General features: G+C 38.3%; 14 protein-coding genes and 1 pseudogene. 6 read left to right on the top strand and 9 right to left on the bottom strand.

Annotation, left to right across the window (positions count from 1 at the left end; all coding sequences use genetic code 11):
• Window positions 1-126: 126 nt before the first annotated feature.
• The 5 genes from ispG to ndk all read right to left on the bottom strand — a co-directional run bounded on the left by ispG (window position 127) and on the right by ndk (window position 5,811).
• Window positions 127-1,245 carry a flavodoxin-dependent (E)-4-hydroxy-3-methylbut-2-enyl-diphosphate synthase gene (ispG, locus tag QL998_RS06130; RefSeq protein WP_290192322.1) on the bottom strand — a complete coding sequence of 373 codons (1,119 nt, stop codon included), beginning with the start codon at window positions 1,243-1,245 and terminating at the stop codon, window positions 127-129.
• Between the two features lie 5 nt (window positions 1,246-1,250).
• A complete protein-coding gene (locus QL998_RS06135; RefSeq protein ID WP_290192323.1) occupies window positions 1,251-2,117 on the bottom strand; it encodes a RodZ domain-containing protein in 867 nt (288 codons plus the stop codon).
• On the bottom strand, window positions 2,114-3,952 hold the full coding sequence (gene pilW, locus QL998_RS06140; protein ID WP_290192324.1) for a type IV pilus biogenesis/stability protein PilW: 1,839 nt from the start codon (window positions 3,950-3,952) through the stop codon (window positions 2,114-2,116). Before pilW ends, QL998_RS06135 begins: the two co-directional genes overlap by 4 nt.
• Before the next feature lie 126 nt (window positions 3,953-4,078).
• Complete coding sequence (locus QL998_RS06145) at window positions 4,079-5,209, bottom strand: bifunctional tRNA (adenosine(37)-C2)-methyltransferase TrmG/ribosomal RNA large subunit methyltransferase RlmN (protein WP_002961289.1); 1,131 nt, start codon at window positions 5,207-5,209, stop codon at window positions 4,079-4,081.
• A gap of 170 nt (window positions 5,210-5,379) precedes the next feature.
• Entirely contained in the window at window positions 5,380-5,811 is a 432-nt protein-coding gene (gene ndk / locus QL998_RS06150) for a nucleoside-diphosphate kinase (RefSeq protein ID WP_002961288.1), read from the bottom strand.
• A 216-nt stretch (window positions 5,812-6,027) separates the two neighbouring features.
• Here ndk and yegQ point away from each other — a divergent pair, with 216 nt between their 5' ends.
• Window positions 6,028-7,413, top strand: coding sequence for a tRNA 5-hydroxyuridine modification protein YegQ (gene yegQ / locus QL998_RS06155; RefSeq protein WP_290192325.1), 1,386 nt, complete (start codon window positions 6,028-6,030; stop codon window positions 7,411-7,413).
• Between the two features lie 231 nt (window positions 7,414-7,644).
• On the opposite strand, the gene QL998_RS06160 is transcribed toward yegQ, so the two are convergent.
• Complete coding sequence (locus QL998_RS06160) at window positions 7,645-8,025, bottom strand: GreA/GreB family elongation factor (RefSeq protein WP_024604280.1); 381 nt, start codon at window positions 8,023-8,025, stop codon at window positions 7,645-7,647.
• Between the two features lie 626 nt (window positions 8,026-8,651).
• Here QL998_RS06160 and QL998_RS06165 point away from each other — a divergent pair.
• Window positions 8,652-9,524 carry a DMT family transporter gene (locus QL998_RS06165; protein WP_010554966.1) on the top strand — a complete coding sequence of 291 codons (873 nt, stop codon included), beginning with the start codon at window positions 8,652-8,654 and terminating at the stop codon, window positions 9,522-9,524.
• A gap of 44 nt (window positions 9,525-9,568) precedes the next feature.
• Here the strand turns inward: QL998_RS06165 and QL998_RS06170 are convergent, their stop codons facing one another.
• On the bottom strand, window positions 9,569-10,462 hold the full coding sequence (locus QL998_RS06170; RefSeq protein ID WP_290192326.1) for a LysR family transcriptional regulator: 894 nt from the start codon (window positions 10,460-10,462) through the stop codon (window positions 9,569-9,571).
• A 435-nt stretch (window positions 10,463-10,897) separates the two neighbouring features.
• Here QL998_RS06170 and QL998_RS06175 point away from each other — a divergent pair, with 435 nt between their 5' ends.
• Window positions 10,898-12,295 carry an IS4 family transposase gene (locus QL998_RS06175; RefSeq protein ID WP_193002628.1) on the top strand — a complete coding sequence of 466 codons (1,398 nt, stop codon included), beginning with the start codon at window positions 10,898-10,900 and terminating at the stop codon, window positions 12,293-12,295.
• A 58-nt stretch (window positions 12,296-12,353) separates the two neighbouring features.
• On the opposite strand, the gene QL998_RS06180 is transcribed toward QL998_RS06175, so the two are convergent.
• The gene (locus QL998_RS06180) at window positions 12,354-13,646 is read right to left on the bottom strand and encodes a type II toxin-antitoxin system HipA family toxin (protein WP_290192327.1); all 1,293 of its coding nucleotides are present in this window, start codon (window positions 13,644-13,646) and stop codon (window positions 12,354-12,356) included.
• Complete coding sequence (locus QL998_RS06185) at window positions 13,636-13,926, bottom strand: helix-turn-helix transcriptional regulator (RefSeq protein ID WP_024604372.1); 291 nt, start codon at window positions 13,924-13,926, stop codon at window positions 13,636-13,638. Before QL998_RS06185 ends, QL998_RS06180 begins: the two co-directional genes overlap by 11 nt.
• A 485-nt stretch (window positions 13,927-14,411) precedes the next feature.
• On the opposite strand from QL998_RS06185, the gene QL998_RS06190 reads away from it, so the two are divergent.
• The 3 genes and pseudogenes from QL998_RS06190 to QL998_RS06200 form a co-directional block, all read left to right on the top strand.
• On the top strand, window positions 14,412-14,585 hold the full coding sequence (locus tag QL998_RS06190) for a hypothetical protein (protein ID WP_158000957.1): 174 nt from the start codon (window positions 14,412-14,414) through the stop codon (window positions 14,583-14,585).
• 633 nt (window positions 14,586-15,218) lie between these two features.
• Window positions 15,219-16,355 (top strand): PD-(D/E)XK nuclease family protein, encoded by a 1,137-nt coding sequence (locus QL998_RS06195; protein WP_024604373.1) that lies wholly within the window; start codon window positions 15,219-15,221, stop codon window positions 16,353-16,355.
• A gap of 300 nt (window positions 16,356-16,655) precedes the next feature.
• Window positions 16,656-16,782: pseudogene (locus QL998_RS06200) on the top strand (IS5/IS1182 family transposase); the annotation flags it as partial.

Consider the following 16,782-nt stretch of genomic DNA (forward strand, 5'->3'; position numbering starts at 1 on the left):
TGCTGTTTTTTTTTGTGTAATGAAAAATGCTTACACAACAAGAATGCTAAAAATTGACCCGCTATTATAGCGTTCTGATTATAAAGGTAAACGCCAAACACCGCTGTTTGGCGCTTTATGCGGTATTTATTCGACTATTTTTATGTCAATCGGTGTTTGGCTCTGCTTTTTCTCTATAAAGTCGCGTACATAACCCTCGAGTTGTTCAACAATATTGTTGTTATCGATACGCGCTTTTTGGCGTTCGCCATTAATATATAAGCCAGAACGACGATTTGCACCGGCAAGTCCTATATCACTAACTAGTGCTTCACCTGGGCCATTAACAACACAGCCAATTACCGAAACCGATACCGGTTCAATAATATCCTCTAAACGCTCTTCAAGTTGGTTCATGGTGCTTACTACATCAAACTCTTGACGTGAGCAGCTAGGGCAAGCAATAAAGTTAATACCGCGAGCCCGAATGCGTAGCGATTTTAAAATATCAAAGCCGACTTTAATTTCTTGAACAGGATCGGCAGCAAGCGACACTCGCAGTGTATCGCCAATACCTTCGGCAAGTAGCATACCTAAACCTACTGCTGATTTAACAGAACCTGAGCGCATGCCGCCCGCTTCGGTAATACCTAAGTGCAGTGGTTGGTCTATTTCTTTAGCTAGTAAGCGATACGCACCTACCGCTAAAAATACGTCTGATGCTTTTACCGATATTTTAAATTGGTCAAAATCAAGGCGGCGCAATATATCTACATGGCGCATAGCTGATTCTAATAAGGCTTCTGGTGTTGGTTCGCCGTATTTTTCTTGCAAGTCGCGCTCTAGTGAACCGCCATTTACACCAATACGAATAGGAATGTTATGCTCGCGAGCCGAATCGACCACAGCTCTTATACGCTCTTCGCTACCTATATTACCTGGGTTTATGCGCAGACAATCTACGCCGTACTTTGCCACTTTTAAGGCTATACGGTAATCAAAGTGAATATCGGCTACTAGCGGAATACTCACTTGTTCTTTAATACTTTTAAACGCTTCAGCTGCGTCCATAGTCGGTACTGATACACGCACTATGTCGGCACCTGCATCTTGTATTGCCTGAATTTGTGCAACGGTTGCATCAACATCCATGGTGTCGGTATTGGTCATTGATTGCACAGCAATAGGGGCGCCGTCACCAATAGGGACGTTACCTACATTGATACGGGTGGATTTTCTGCGTTTAATTGGGGATTCTGAAAACATAGCGACTACTCTGCTAGTGGTAATGTAAATTTGGCTAAACGGTTTTTAGGAAATGCAGAAACATCTACAGGTTCGCCGTTTAAAGTAATGTCTACAGCGTCATGCTTACCAAGCACAACTGAAAAAGGAGGCGTTCCGCTTATGGTCATAATGTAGCCTGCTTTTTTAACGCCGAATGCTATTTTTTCGCCTTCGCCATCGTAAATTTCAACCCAACTTTCGCCGTTAAAGTTCATAACAATTGTACTGCTAGCATCTTCTTGGCTTGCGTTGTTAGATGTAATAGGAGCCGTTTCTGTAACGGCTTCTGAGCTTGTTGATGTTTCAAGCGTATCTTTTGATTCTAATAGTGATTCGTCGTTAATTTCGGCTTGTTGCTGTTGCTGTAAAATACTGGGTTGAGCTGCTTGTCGTTCACTCATTATTGAGTTGGCAACGTTTATTTTACTGGTTTGCTCTTCAATGGGGGTGGCGTTTTGCCAAAACCATAAAGCAGATGAGCCAATAACAATCGCTAAAATTAAATAACTAAAAAACATTAAACGGCTGTCGCTTGCTTCTTTTTCTGTTCGGCGCGAAAAGCTTTGCATATTAGCGGGCTTGGTCGGCTCTGGTGGGGCCGGCATCATTGCTAATATAGGTGCGCTATCGACTTTTAATTCACGGCAATAATTTTTTATATAGCCTTTAACAAAAGTGATAGGGCCTAGTAACGCAAATTCATCATTTTCAAGGCGTTTAATTTGAAGTTCAGACAGCTTTAACGGTGCAGCGATAGTTGCGATGCTAACGTTTGCTTGCTCTCTATGATTTTTTAGTATTTGGCCTACAGTTGGCTGTTCGCTCTGTGTTTGCGTATTTTCTTCATTCATAATGTGTATGAGTCTGGATCCACTAGTAAAAGTCTGTGCCCTGGTTTTAATGATATATCAGGACTTAATTTATTCCATCGCATTAATTCATCAATTAATACATGCCGCTGGGTAGCTATATCGTAAAGGGAATCACCAGCTTTAATTTCGTAATAAATATTAGGATCGTTTAGGTATATTTTACTTCCATTCATTACCCGATCCGACTCTTTTAAACCATTCCATTGCAGGAGTTTTTGTAGTTTAACATTGTATCGCACCGAAATGCTAAATAGGTTTTCGCCAACAGCAATTACATGAAATGGCACGCGTAAAGGCGATACTTTAGGATTAAGCATTGGAAGCTCAGTTTTTTGCACTGCTTCGTAGCTTTTAAATTCAATATCAGCATTATTTTGATAGTTGCTGTTTTCAAAAACGGTTGTATTTTTAGTCGCTTCGTAGAATACCACGTCACTACTGTTTTTTTGATTCGTAACTGCAGGTGCAGCATTACTGTAGTTACTAGTTTGCTGCGAATTAAACTGGCCTGTTTTAGGTGCGCCAAACGAGATTATTGTTACCTCGTCATCGGCTTTAGCCGGTTGTTTTGTCGCTATAACTTCTTTTTGAGGTTCTAAAACGGGTTGCGCTTTTTCAGGCGCTGCTACTATAGAATCTGCAGAGTCGTGCTCAGTAGTAAGTGCAAGCATAACAGCCGATGTATCGGTAGGGTTGCTTGGCGCGACGACTTTAGGAGATTCTTCTTTTTGGGTCGTTACTTGTTTTGCTATTACGGTTGCTTCGTCGGCTTGCGTAATGAGCGTATTTGGCAATGCTTGAGCTTGCTCTTCTCTTGCTATAACTGGATTTACATCTTGGTTATTTGCTGTTGCGAGCTTTTTATCTGTTTTTTGTTCGTTGTTTGTTACCAAGCTTGTTGAACCGTCCTGTGGCGAACGTTTCTTTCTAATAACTTTTATTTTTGGTTTTGAACTAACGTGTGCGCCGCTTGCGTCATTTTTTAGTTCTTTTAACTGCGCTTTACGGTATTTTTCTCGCAGTATTTCAAACTCATTAAAGCGTGTTCTTTTCTCTTTTAACGCATAGGCTTCGTTGCTGGTAGAGTAAGTTTGCAAAATAGTGTTGGAAATTTTTTCAGCTTCTTCAATTCTGCCCATTCGGTTTTTTACAAGGTAGCTAAGCATTAATGCGCGAGAAGATACTCGGCCCGAACTTTCATAGCGTTTTAAAAGTTCACTGGCTTTGTACAAGTCACTTTTAGCGTAATACAGTGCGGCTAAGCTAATTAATGTAGATGTTCGCTGAGAGCTGTGATTAAGTGCCTGTTGAAAGTAGCTTTCTGCATTTTCAAAATCATCAAATTCAATAGCACACAGGGCTAAATTTTCGTAGCTTTCGGCAACGCGAATATAACTTGGTACTTCAATGGCTTTTAAAAATTGATCAGTTGCACGATCGTATTCATCAATACCACATAAAAACACACCGTAGTTATTGAGGGTGTTAGGATCGTCTGGCTTGATTTCAAGTGCTTTTTGGTAGGCTTTATCAGCTAGCGGGTTTTCGCCCACTTGTTGGTAGTAATAAGCAAGAGAGTAATGTACTTCAGGTAGGTCAGGAGCAAATGCTGCTGCACGTTCTAAATTGTATTTGGCTTGAGAATTATTACCCGTTTTTAAATACTGTAGGGCTAAAGCAATTCGTGTTCGTGCTGCGCCAGTATTATTAACTTTATTTTCGACGACGGGTTTATTACTGCCGTTATAACTACTTTCACTCACACAGCCACTTAGGGCAAGTGTTGATAGTGTTATAGCAAGTATAGATCGCATTACCTTATCTCTTTATTTTTAGTCCATGTCGCTTATCTTACCTAAAAGCTTTACTCTTGCATCATTTATTTAAAAATAAACAACTTAACAGCCTTATATGGTTTATTCATATAAGGCTGTTACAGATTATGCTTGGTGGATATTAACGGCAATCGCGTTATCGTCGCGGATTTTCTTTTTAGCTAAACGTTTAGTACGGTCAACTACGTCACCGACTAACTGACCGCAAGCTGCGTCAATATCATCGCCGCGAGTACGGCGCACAATACAGGTTACACCTGCAGCTTGTAGTACTTTTGAAAAGCGGTCGATACGGCTATTACTTGAGCGTGTGTACTCGTTACCCGGGAACGGGTTAAACGGAATAAGGTTTACCTTAGACGGTGTGCCTTTTAACGTTTGTACTAATGCATGCGCTTGGTCAGTGCTGTCGTTAATGCCATTAAGCATAACGTATTCAACAGTCACGTCTTTATTAGCCTTTGAACCGTCGATATAACGACGACACGCCGCTAAAAACTCTTCAATAGGGTACTTTTTATTAACAGGTACTAAAATATCACGCAGTGCGTTATCTGGTGCGTGAAGTGAAATAGCAAGTGCTACGTCAATTTTTTCTTTTAGTAAATCAAGAGCAGGTACAACGCCTGAAGTACTTAATGTTACGCGGCGCTTAGATAAACCAAAGCCCCAATCGTCCATCATTAGTTCCATTGCTGGCACTACGTTTTTAAGATTAAGTAAAGGCTCGCCCATACCCATCATTACAACATTAGTCACTGGGCGCTTTTCGCTATGACCATCAAGGCCTATATCTTTAGCTACACGCCAAACTTGGCCAATAATTTCAGATACTTTTAAGTTACGGTTAAAGCCTTGTTGAGCAGTAGAACAAAAAGTACATTCAAGCGCACAACCCACTTGTGATGATACACATAACGTAGCGCGCTCTTTTTCAGGGATCCAAACGGCTTCTACTTCTTGGCCGCCTTCCAAAATAAGTGCGTACTTAATAGTACCGTCGCTTGCTTGTTGGCGAACTGTTATTTCTGGCGCTACAATTTCGCACTCAGCTTTAAGCTTTTCTTTAAGCTTTTTATTTACGTTAGTCATTTCGTCGAAGTTATCTACGCCAAAATGATAAATCCATTTCATCACCTGGTCACTACGAAACGGCTTTTCACCGAACGATGCAAATAGCTCGCGCATTGCATCTCGGTTTAAATCTAATAAGTTAATCTTTTTTTGCTCGGTCATGAAACAACCTCAATCGGTGACGGTGGAGATAAAAATTTACGAGGACGAATTGTACACAATTCACTCACTTTAATCATTAAGTAAAATATCAAAAAATGCACTTATGGATACTTTGCGTAATGACTAAAAAAGGGCCCGAAAGCCCTTTTCATTTTGTTAACGAATTCGAATTAACGAGTACGTGAACAAAGCTCTTCGTCAGCGAAGAAGTACGCGATTTCGCGAGCAGCAGATTCAACAGCATCAGAACCGTGAACAGCGTTTTCGTCGATGCTATCAGCGTAGTCTGCACGTAAAGTGCCAGCTAGTGCTTCAGCAGGGTTAGTAGCACCCATGATTTCACGGTTTTTAAGAACAGCGTTTTCGCCTTCAAGAACTGTAACCATTACTGGACCAGATGTCATGAAAGATACTAAAGCGCCAAAGAAAGGACGTTCGCTATGTTCTGCGTAGAAACCTTCAGCTTTCTCTTGTGAAAGGTGAACCATTTTAGCTGCAACGATTTTAAGGCCAGCAGTTTCGAAACGGTTGTAGATAGCGCCAATGTGGTTTTTAGCAACTGCATCAGGTTTTACGATTGAGAAAGTACGCTCTAAAGCCATCTTTATGCTCCAATAATTTTAAGTAAAAGTGTGAATATTAACGGGCGCGAATTATACGCGTTTTAAGTGAAAAATCCTAATTTTATTAAAAACCAGTTTGATTGCTGTTTTATGATCTCGATCAAAAGCAAATTGCTAATCGAACTTATACTGCCGCGCTTATAAATTAATTAATCATACAACTGGCTTAAGCCCAGTTCGATGTATGGAGCGCACATGTTACCAACTACCTCTTCAACGCCTTTTATTCCTGAATTACTATGCCCCGCAGGCAGTTTAAAAAACATGCGCTACGCTTTTGCTTATGGCGCAGATGCGGTTTATGCAGGGCAGCCTCGCTATAGTTTGCGTGTGCGCAATAACGAGTTTGACCTAGATACTCTGCAAGTAGGAATTAGTGAAGCGCATGCGCAAAATAAAAAGTTTTATGTGGTGTCTAATATTGCACCGCACAACGCTAAAGTTAAATCGTATTTACGTGATATAGAACCGGTTATAGCTATGGGGCCCGATGCGCTAATTATGTCAGACCCTGGTTTAATTATGCTTGTTCGTGAAAAATGGCCTGCTATGCCTATTCACTTGTCGGTGCAAGCAAATGCGGTAAATTACGCGAGTGTACAATTTTGGGCAAAGCAGGGGATTGAACGTGTTATTTTATCACGGGAGCTGTCGCTCGAAGAAATAACTGAAATTCGTGCTTTGTGCCCTAATACTGAGCTTGAAGTATTTGTACATGGTGCGCTTTGTATGGCGTATTCGGGGCGTTGTTTACTCTCTGGTTATATAAATAAGCGCGACCCAAACCAAGGTACATGCACTAATGCATGTCGTTGGGATTACGATGTAAAACCTGGTGTTGAGAACGAAACCGGCGAAATGGTACATAAAATTGATCCCAAACAGGTTATTCCTACACTGGGCGAAGGTGCGCCGAGTAACGATGTATTTATGTTAGAGGAACAAGGTCGCCCTGGAGAGTATATGCCTGCATTTGAGGATGAGCACGGCACGTATATTATGAACTCAAAAGATTTACGCGCTGTGCAATACGTAGAGCAGTTAATAAAAATGGGTGTACATAGTTTAAAAATAGAAGGGCGTACTAAGTCATTTTATTATGTAGCGCGCACAGCACAAGTTTATCGTAAAGCAATAGACGACGCGGCTTCGGGTAAACCATTTGATACTAACTTATTTAAAACACTCGAAAATCTAGCACATCGGGGCTATACCGAAGGCTTTTTAAAACGCCATGCCCATCAAGATTATCAAAACTATGAGTACGGTCATTCTGTATCAACTAAACAGCAATTTGTGGGAGAAGTACTTGGGCGCTGCGAAAGTGGATTAGTTGAAATAGACGTTAAAAATAAATTTTGTACTGGTCACTCTTTAGAGCTTATGACACCACAAGGTAACATTACTTTTAGGCTTGAATATATGGAAAACAAAAAGGGTGAAATTATTAGCGATGCTAAGGGCTCTGGTCACATTGTAAAAATCGCACTAGATGAGGGGATTAACTTAGAACACGCTATTTTAATGCGTAACCTTGATGAGCACCAAGATACACGTAATCCATTTAAACAAGCTGTTTAGCTACAGCTGAATATAGTTTTTTCAAAAAACTCGGGGTTATAAAAACCCCGAGTTTGCGAATTTATTTAAAATAATATTAATTATTTTTCAAGTTTCTTTAGCTTATCTCTTCGCTCTTTACGTTTTTGTTTTAATGTTTTGCTTGCATGCTTTTTAGGTTTTTCTTTACTCATTAAAAATAACTCCAATTAAATATATAAAATTAATAAATAAAAATTGAAATAATTTACTCTATATTTCCTCCTTAATATTAATGGCTATTATTTCCCAAAGGTGGGATTCCCCAGCTTCTTTATATTCAATAATATGATTTATTTTATGCCCTAAAAGAGCGACCCCAAGAGGAGAGTGAAATGATACGTCACTAATAAAGTGCCTTCGTTGGCTTGGAGGCACTAAAGTTATGCGGCGCTTAAAACCGGTGGTTATATTTTTAATGACCACCGTGCTATTAATTTGTACATGTGGATTGAATTTTGACCAAGGCCGCTGTGAATACTCGACTTCTTGTAGTAAATACGCAAGCTTCAGCGGTTGTAATAGTACCGCTGCGTCTGTGAAGTCATTTTTAGACAGGAAAGATTTTTTACGCTCGAACAGAAAAGAAAGCACGGACTAATCCCCACAAAAACTAAATCGAATTTAAATATATTAAGGTACAGTGTAACTGCCGAGTGTAAGGGTTACACTCGGCTTAAATTCCGAAGGTGGTATTTGTTTTTAGCAGGTATGTGATTAAAGTAAACATATTGTCCTCTTTGTTTAAATCAATCATATTGAGTTTAAAAATAAAGTCAATTGAGTTTTAGGTTAAAAATATATTGTCGATATAATGACAGTTTAAAACTGTTTTTTATGTTTTTATAAATTCGTTATTTTTCACTGAAGTGTTGTTATTTCTGTGTGTTAGTTGCTCACTATGTGATTGAAGTTAATCGACTAAATTGTTAAGTGCTATTTATGAGATCTATAGTGCCACTTATGCATGTTTATAATATTTATAGATTAAATATACTGGTGTTGTTGTTTATTAAAGTGTAATTGTGTGGCTAGTATTTTATTATGTGAAGCCTAAGCTGCTTATTTTATAGAGTAGAAGCTAGGTATCGGGTAACGCTCTTGTAGTGGCTACGTGTTTTACAGCTGAACCTTTATGTAATAGTTACTCCATTCAACAATGTTAAATAACCACTTTTTATTCGGGTTTATCAAAGTAAATTATAAAGGGTCTCATTTATATGTGGATAATTTTTGCATTACTCGCCACTGTTTTTTTTGGTGCGCGAGGAATAATGTACCAATGGACGTCGCAAAAAAAGATTAATCGTAATCTATTATTATTCGGTGTTTTTTTTGTAGGGTTCATAATTAGCGCGCTAGGTACTGTAATATTTGAACACACATGGTACGGCTGGGCTGACATTACTGTTGGACTCGCTTTAGGTTTTGGATCTTTTGCGGCTAATGGGTTTTTGCACAAAGGGTTTTCGGTTGGGAAAGCGTCTTTAATTAGCATCCTGTCGGGGTTAACGCCTTTATTTGTGCTTTTATTTGCCTTTTTATTATGGCAAGAAACCTTAACTGTTATTCAATTAATCGGCTTTTTTATTATTTTTGGCGGTCTTTATATTATTCGCTATTCCAGCGATATCTCATTAAGTAATTTACAAGGTGCGCAATGGGGATTACTCGCGGCACTGTCCTTTGCGTTTAATGATTTAATGGGTAAGCAATCAACGCTTCTTGAGGCGGATACGTTTGCAACTTTAACGTCTATGTTTGGTTTTGGTAGCTTTCTTTTTGCCGTTAGTTGGTTAGTAAAGCGTAAAAAAATGCTAGCAGAGCAAGGCTCTTCTCAAGCGTATTGGTCTGCCGGTAAAACATTTTCGTGCGGGTTACTTATTGGTTTAACAAATGTAGCTGGCATGGTTGCAATAATATCGGCTTTTGCTATTGGTAATACAGGGTTAGTTTCAGCGATTTCAGGTATGAATATTTTAATTATTTTGTTGTACTCACGCATCATTCTAAAAGAGTCTTTTACACGGCAAGAAGTTATAGGATTAACAACGGCATTTTTAGGTGTAATTGTACTAAGGCTTAGTTTTTAAAAGATGAATTAGCTTAATTACTTTGCTGTAAAAAGCATACACTGCTACCTATTAGTAAAGTGTTGCAGTGTATGCTCTATCAGTAAACGCACTCGATAAGGGATTTGTTTTCTGTCGCGATAAAGCATAGAAAATGGCTGTCCTTTGCTTTGCCAATCAGGAAGAATGCGTTTAAGCATCCCGGCTTTAATAAGTGGTAATGCTATATAATCAGGGATGTAGCTAATACCCACACCAGACTCAACTGCTTGTTTCATCATTTGAATTTCATCAACTTCCAATCGAACATGTGTGTTTGGATTAAAACTGTACTCTTCGCTCGTTTGCTGATTGTTTAATTGCCACGGAACCAACCCAACGCACGTAATTTTTGGGTGCTGCTCTAATTGTTTAGGATGAGTGATGGATTGATAATCATGGTCTGGGTGAGCACAAAGCACATTATGAGTAAGTCTAAGCTCTCTAATAACCCAATAATCAATGGCAGGGTTTCTTACTCTAAATGCTATATCAATCCCTTCTTTTTCAATATCAATAAGGTTATTTGAAAAGCGTAAATCTAGTTGAATATCGGGATACTGCAGTAAAAAATCACAAAAAATAGCACTTAAAAAATGTTTACCCATGTAAATGGGGGCACAGATCCTAATTTTCCCTTTAGGTTGGTCTTTTTCATCACAAAGTGCTTGCTCGATACACTCTACTTCCTCAAATAACTTGCGATAGCGGTCGTAATATAACTCGCCAGTATGCGTTAGCGTTACTCGATGGGCATCTCGATTGAGTAGCGTTAATTGAAGAGCTTGCTCTAATAGACGTATTCTGCGGCTTAAGGTTGATAGTGACATATCAAGATTTGCTGATGCTTTTTTAAAGCTACCTAGTTTTACTATGGTGCAAAAGTAACGTAAATCACCGAGAGAATAACTAGCTGCCATCAGAACTACTTTATTGTTTAGGATGTAGGCAATATTAACAGCGACGCTTTAAAATTTCATTAGAGATTAAAGGGGAGAGAACTGAAATTAGGCAATCAAATTTTATGTGATTTTAATTTAATAACTCTTAAATAAGGGGACTGGTAAATAACGTAACTCAATCTGTTCATCTAAATAAATTAAAAGTAGTTTTAAATCGTTCTTGTTAGAGCCGTCGAAATTGATTTAGAAATGTTAATTAGAAATAAAGTTGCCGCTGCCTTTTTAGAGGTATAAATAAAACGATACTTTTAAAAATTAAAACCTCGGCACAAGTAAAGCCCCCTGTGTCAGGATCTGACTCTTATACACAAATAAATTAGGCTCCAATTGAACTTTATTTATATCAGTCGATCAGATCAGTTATAACGAAAAAACCGATCGAGTTTAATTATTATGCTGATAAAAGATACTGAAAAATGGGCTAATCATTTGTTTAAACATGCTGAATTAGGTGATGAACGACGCACTAAACGCCTGGTAAAAATAAGTCATCAAATGGCAAGCAACACAGGAAGTTCTATTGTGAAAGCATCTGGCTCACAAGCCTCTATTGAAGGCGCATATCGCTTTCTTCGCAATGATAAAGTTGACGCAGATAACATCGCTACCGCCGGTTTGAATTCACTGTTACCTACAATAACGCTGTCAAACACAATCCTTGCGCTAGAAGATACATCAACATTGTGTTACCGACACAATGTGACTAAAGAGCTCGGACATACTGGCGCATATAAACAAAGCTCTTCTAAAGGGATGTTGGCTCACACCGTCCTTATGGTCGATGCAGAAACAGAGCGTACTATTGGCTTGGGTGCACAACATCGTTGGTGCAGAAAAGATGAAAACTTTGGTACCGCTAACGACAGAAAACGCCGCAAGTACGAAACGAAAGAAAGTTATAAATGGCAACGCTCGTCGGAAGAAATGAGTACCCGATTTGCAGATGTCATGGACAATATCATAAGCGTTTGTGATCGAGAATCTGATATGTTTGAGTATATTGATTATAAAACAATAAATAATCAACGATTTGTAGTGAGGGCCAAGCATGAGCGGGTCGTTAATGCAGACGGCGATAAACTAAGTCCCTACATTGAAAATCAATCTAGTGAAGCTTCATATTCGGTTAAGATACAGCAAAAAGGAGGCCGAAAAGCACGTATTGCGAAAGTAGCTGTACGTTATGCTTGCATTACTATTTATCCGCCTAAAAAACACAAGAAACTTGGTGGTATGAATTTAACAGTAATAAGTTGCAACGAGATTGATCCACCAAGTGGAACAAGTCCTTTGTCGTGGAAATTGTATACAGGCGAACCGATAAATAGTGCTTCTGATGCACTAAAGATAGTTAGATTTTATGAACTAAGATGGCGAGTTGAAGAGTTCCATAAAGCGTGGAAGTCAGCGGGCACTCAAGTTGAGTCGTTTCGCATGCAAACGCGAAATAATCTAGAAAAGATCATTGTAATAACAGCATTTATTGCGGTGAGACTTCTCCAGTTACGCGAGCTTGTTGTCGATAAAGATAATGCAAAATCAATTAGTTGCGACAATTTTTTCAATCTTCTTGAATGGAAACTGTTGTGGTCAAAGACTGAAACTAAAAAAGCACCTAACACAACACCTTCATTACATTGGGCTTATTATGCACTTGCCAAATTAGGCGGGTGGCACAACAGCAAGCAAACAGGTGTTGTTGGTTGGGAAGCTTTATGGAAAGGTTGGTTTTCACTGAGCAAACTGCTAGAAGGCGCTCGATTCATGCAAGCGCAACAACAGGAGATGTGATCAAGAAAGTAAGCAGCGAGGCTTTATAAATAGCTCAATACTATTAAGCTTAATACAATTAACGACCCGTTAAATGCTTACTCATGGCGTACGTGTTATCAAGCTGTTGCTCTATTAAATTAATCGTTTTTTTATTTACGTCTAATGCTTTAGCTGTGTCTTTAAAGTTTAAAATAATCTCTGCTATTTCAGATATTATAACTTGTACTTGTTTCCAGTTAGCATAACCGGCCGCAGAGGCCAGCTTTTGAATCGCTTTTAGTGGCGGGTTTTTTCCAAATCCAGCAAACGAAGTAGCATGCTCGTTAAAAGGATGAGGACTAAAGGTTACATCATAAAAAGGGGCTAAATCCCACTCACCAGAATCTTCTTGTAAAAAAGCCCAGTTTTTACTGTGGTCATCTTGATTACAGCTAAATAAATTAAACATAGCCCGACGAAATTGTAATTGCCCTGCAGCAGGTGATTTGCATAAAACACGGCTCGCTTTAATTAAATCCTCATAATCTAATGTAGGTGTGCGAAAATCAGCATCTAGCAAGCCGCATGCACTGTGCATATGTTTGCAGCCCATTTTATCACCCATTAATTTAAACCTATCGAATCGTTTTAAGGCAAGCCATTGCTTTGCACCGGTCCCTTCTGGGGCGGGTACCAGTAATCTTTGAGGAGGGTTTAATCCCGCTTGTTCAGCTAAATCCAAATACACAGCTTCACATAACCCTTCCTCATGTCCTAAAGCGAGGTTTTTGGATGTGAATTTGATTAACCAAGCATCATCACCTGTTTTAGGTTTTGTTCTACATTCTTGTATATTATTGTCAGGAAAATAAATTTGGGCTTTAGGGCGTGCACCGCCGGAGCTACCAGCAGCCACTAACGCAGAAAGTACTTCTTCTGTTTGTCCGTCAAATATTGCTTGGGCTTGTTGACCCAATGTAGCAAGACCAGCTTCATCGTTATTTGTGCCATCATAATGAGTTTCAGGTGTAAACGATAATGCTCCCATAGCCGAATGGCCAACAAAAGATAAGCGGTCCATTGCGGTAACAAAGTTAGGCATTATATTATTTTGTCTGAATACACGGTCCTGTAGTAGTAGCCCCCACCCATCAGGTAAACAATCAGAAAAGACCCCATGCAATCCATTATGTGGGCTTTTGGGTGCTAACTGAACATCTCTATTGAAGGCGAGTGAGAATGGCGAAAGATTACCATATGTGTCTAAATAGCTTTGAGCGAATTGAAAGTAAACACCTTGTCTATTTTGAGCAAGTACACCCACCATTAACTCTGTTGAGTCTGACAGTGTACGTTTTACTTCTAGCTTTTCTATGGGTTTAAAGGCCATTGTTTAATACCTGAGCAATAGACGTTGGCGCATTATTACCTTGAGTTGGCGCTTTTGTTAATTCATATAAACGAGTCAAATCGTCGAGAGATTGCCATAAAAGCAATAGCTGCCTAAACGAAATAAGCCCTGTAACCTCAAACTTTTTTATTGTAGAAGCAGGTACTGTGCTTTTTTTAGCTAACGCCTCGCGTGACATTTTTGCTTTTTTGCGACGTTCTTTTAGGTGCTCAGCAAAAGCTAGCTGCACATCACCTTCGCTTAATAATAAATAATTAATAATAGAGCCTCCAAAAAGACACTTGTGTATCCAAAGTCTATTTTAAATAGGGTTAATGGGTGCTATAGTGTCTATTTTGTTGCGAGTAAAGCGTTTGAGATGTGTTAATGCCAAGCAAAGTAGATACTGGCTAATCTCATTCAGGCTCCCTATACAATAGAGTGTAAATCAAATTAAAAGCGTAAAAAATTAAAACGCATTTTAGTGTTTTTTACTTTTCATAATAAAGTGCCTTTTAGGGATCATTAAGCTGCATTTAATGCCTTAAAGTGACTTATAGGTCACTTTAAATGGCGACGGTTATACCCAAAAGTTTTATATTTTTTTTACTTAATTTACTTTCTTAGCTTGTGTATTTGTCTTAAAAGCAAAGCGCCCAATTCCTGCGCGCTTTTTTAGTGTCGTCATTTTTATAATGCCAAAAATCATATTATAATATCTTAAAGTCTGTTGCAGTAAATGTAGGCTTAAATTAGGCTCTTGCTATGAACTCTTATGATGATATTTTTGAAACGGTATTAGCGTTAAATGAGCCTAATAGCAACGTAGCTGATAGTGATTATAACCTCAACTTAAAAGAGGTTAATTCGGCTCACTACCTCAGTATTTCAACTAATGAAAAGCGAGTTCTATTAGAAAAGCTTGGCATTTTGATTTAGTAAAATCAGACAATAAAATCGCATTGTTAAAACATGATACCCAAAATGTTCATTTAATCGCTGTAACAAATACCAAAATAACTAAAAAGTCAGGCTTAAAAGTTACAAAATGTATTATGACGCGCTTTGATTCGGTATATACCCCTAGAGATGTAGCTGATCATGTAATGTCAAACACATACTCGCGAGCACGGAGGTGTTAATTACAGATCTCCATAAAGGAGGTAGCGATGGGCGTTTTTGGAGCTCAAGAATTAGCACCGCATTCAAATTAGGATGCTTTGTGTACTTTTTAGATTATGAAAAAAAAGAAATTTTGCATGCTACTGACCCAAAACATTTCAATGCTTATATTCACTCAATGGAAATTAAATACTCAGACCCCCAGAAACTTAGGGTAATTATAGCTGATAGGTTAATTGATAATATTGAAAGTGACGCATTCTATGCTAAATTGCGTTATTACTTTTAAATTATTATGCACTTACAGATTTTTAAGCATCTATGTGGGTCTTTTCCTCTAACTTTGCTGGTCGACATGCAAATTAGTTAAATAAACTCTAATCTAGTTTAATACGAAAATGAGGCTAACTTGCTAAGTTAGTTAGCGGAGCAATTTTACAGGTAGCAATTATGGAAAGCCTTTTAGTCAATTTAAGAAAATACCGCCCTAGAGAAAATAATGATCCACTAGAAAACTTTTTAACAGAAGCGTTTGCTTGGCTGTTAAGAAGTAACCGAGAAGTTTTACAAGCAGTACTGGAGTGTATAAATAACAAACTGCAACCACCAATTAATGTGCCCGATGGTGATGTTTTTATTTCAACGCAGGAAAATTTTAATAATAAATTCCCTGATCTAGTCATTAGTTGGCATGATTGCACGCTTGTATTTGAGCACAAGGTTAATTCTCCATTGCATTTAAATCAACTTCAAAACTATCGAGAATATGCACTCAAAACTTATGACAACCACAAAATAATATTAATAACCGCTACTTCTTTTCAGCACGCTCAAAAGCCTGATGCCGCATTATGTTGGGAGGAAATTTATAAATGCTTAATAGTTTTGGCTGATAAAATAAATGATGAGCACGCGAGTTGGGCAATCGAAGATTTCTTATCATTACTAAAATCAGAGGGATTAGGGCCAAAAACGCCAATGAATCGCTTCTCAATTGCTAATTATTTAGAGGCCGTGAAGTTTAGTGAACAAGTTGACTCTATCTTCAAAGAGGCTCAAAAACTAGTATGGCCGCTACAAAGCATAGGAATGGAGCCTGTATTTAAGCGCCAAGGAACTGAGTCAAGAGTTGGGCTAGAATTTTGCCCTACGATTAAAGATAAAGGCAGGCAATGGCTTCCTGGAATATTTTGTGGTGTGTTACTCGATGGTGCGGATCACGGGGTTAAAAACTTTACAAACAATGAACTAAAATTATGTTTAGTTTTTGACTTTAATCGAACAGGCCAAGAAACGATTAAACATTCAGAGAATTATAAAAAATTTAAAGAGGGACTTAAATCGTTTGTTAATGATTGGGAGTATATAGATACGGCTGTAGAGCCAAACGCAAAACACAATAAATGGCACCCAATTATTATTTTAAAGCCAATGCTCCCTCTGTTTGAGAGTACCAATACTCACCAAGAACAAGTAAATATAGTGCTTGGGGTGTTTAGCGAATTACAGAAAAACCTTATTGAGAGACCCGAATTTATAAAATTAGTAGAAGAGCTTACAGTGACAAAATCAAGTGTTACTAAGTAGGATTTAACAACCCCATTTTGCAACATGTAAAGTTAGCAAAAGGTAAAGAAGCAGGTTATTCATTAAGCTAAAATAACCTAGCTTTCTAAATAAATGACATGCGGGAAATTTTATTACTAAAAGCCGAAGATCTTCCTCTTCTTTATTATAATACCCATATTATTTCCCTTAATAATAGCTAAAATCGACATCAGAGATGTACTAAAGTACTAGGGCGTGTTGATCTTTGTGGTATGAAAAACAAACAGCATGAAGATAAGGTATAATTGAATTCGCCAGAAAACTTTACACCGAACCTACATGCCAAGATTAATGTTAACAGACGGGACATGGAATGTCTTATCAAAAGTAATGTACTTAAGTGGTCGAATTTATAATAAGCCCGACCATAGAAAAACGCTCGAAGGCATACTGTATAAGATGCGCA

Origin of the sequence: Pseudoalteromonas sp. APC 3691 (assembly GCF_030408135.1) — a bacterium.
Lineage (GTDB): Bacteria > Pseudomonadota > Gammaproteobacteria > Enterobacterales > Alteromonadaceae > Pseudoalteromonas.

Bases quoted from the DNA above. Each gene is read 5' to 3' on its own strand.
- QL998_RS06190 (WP_158000957.1), top strand. From the start codon at position 14,412: ATGAACTCTTATGATGATATTTTTGAAACGGTATTAGCGTTAAATGAG.
- yegQ (WP_290192325.1), top strand. From the start codon at position 6,028: ATGTTACCAACTACCTCTTCAACGCCTTTTATTCCTGAATTACTATGC.
- QL998_RS06175 (WP_193002628.1), top strand. From the start codon at position 10,898: ATGCTGATAAAAGATACTGAAAAATGGGCTAATCATTTGTTTAAACAT.
- QL998_RS06195 (WP_024604373.1), top strand. From the start codon at position 15,219: ATGGAAAGCCTTTTAGTCAATTTAAGAAAATACCGCCCTAGAGAAAAT.
- pilW (WP_290192324.1), bottom strand. From the start codon at position 3,952: ATGCGATCTATACTTGCTATAACACTATCAACACTTGCCCTAAGTGGC.
- QL998_RS06135 (WP_290192323.1), bottom strand. From the start codon at position 2,117: ATGAATGAAGAAAATACGCAAACACAGAGCGAACAGCCAACTGTAGGC.
- QL998_RS06145 (WP_002961289.1), bottom strand. From the start codon at position 5,209: ATGACCGAGCAAAAAAAGATTAACTTATTAGATTTAAACCGAGATGCA.
- ndk (WP_002961288.1), bottom strand. From the start codon at position 5,811: ATGGCTTTAGAGCGTACTTTCTCAATCGTAAAACCTGATGCAGTTGCT.
- QL998_RS06180 (WP_290192327.1), bottom strand. From the start codon at position 13,646: ATGGCCTTTAAACCCATAGAAAAGCTAGAAGTAAAACGTACACTGTCA.
- QL998_RS06170 (WP_290192326.1), bottom strand. From the start codon at position 10,462: ATGGCAGCTAGTTATTCTCTCGGTGATTTACGTTACTTTTGCACCATA.
- ispG (WP_290192322.1), bottom strand. From the start codon at position 1,245: ATGTTTTCAGAATCCCCAATTAAACGCAGAAAATCCACCCGTATCAAT.
- QL998_RS06165 (WP_010554966.1), top strand. From the start codon at position 8,652: ATGTGGATAATTTTTGCATTACTCGCCACTGTTTTTTTTGGTGCGCGA.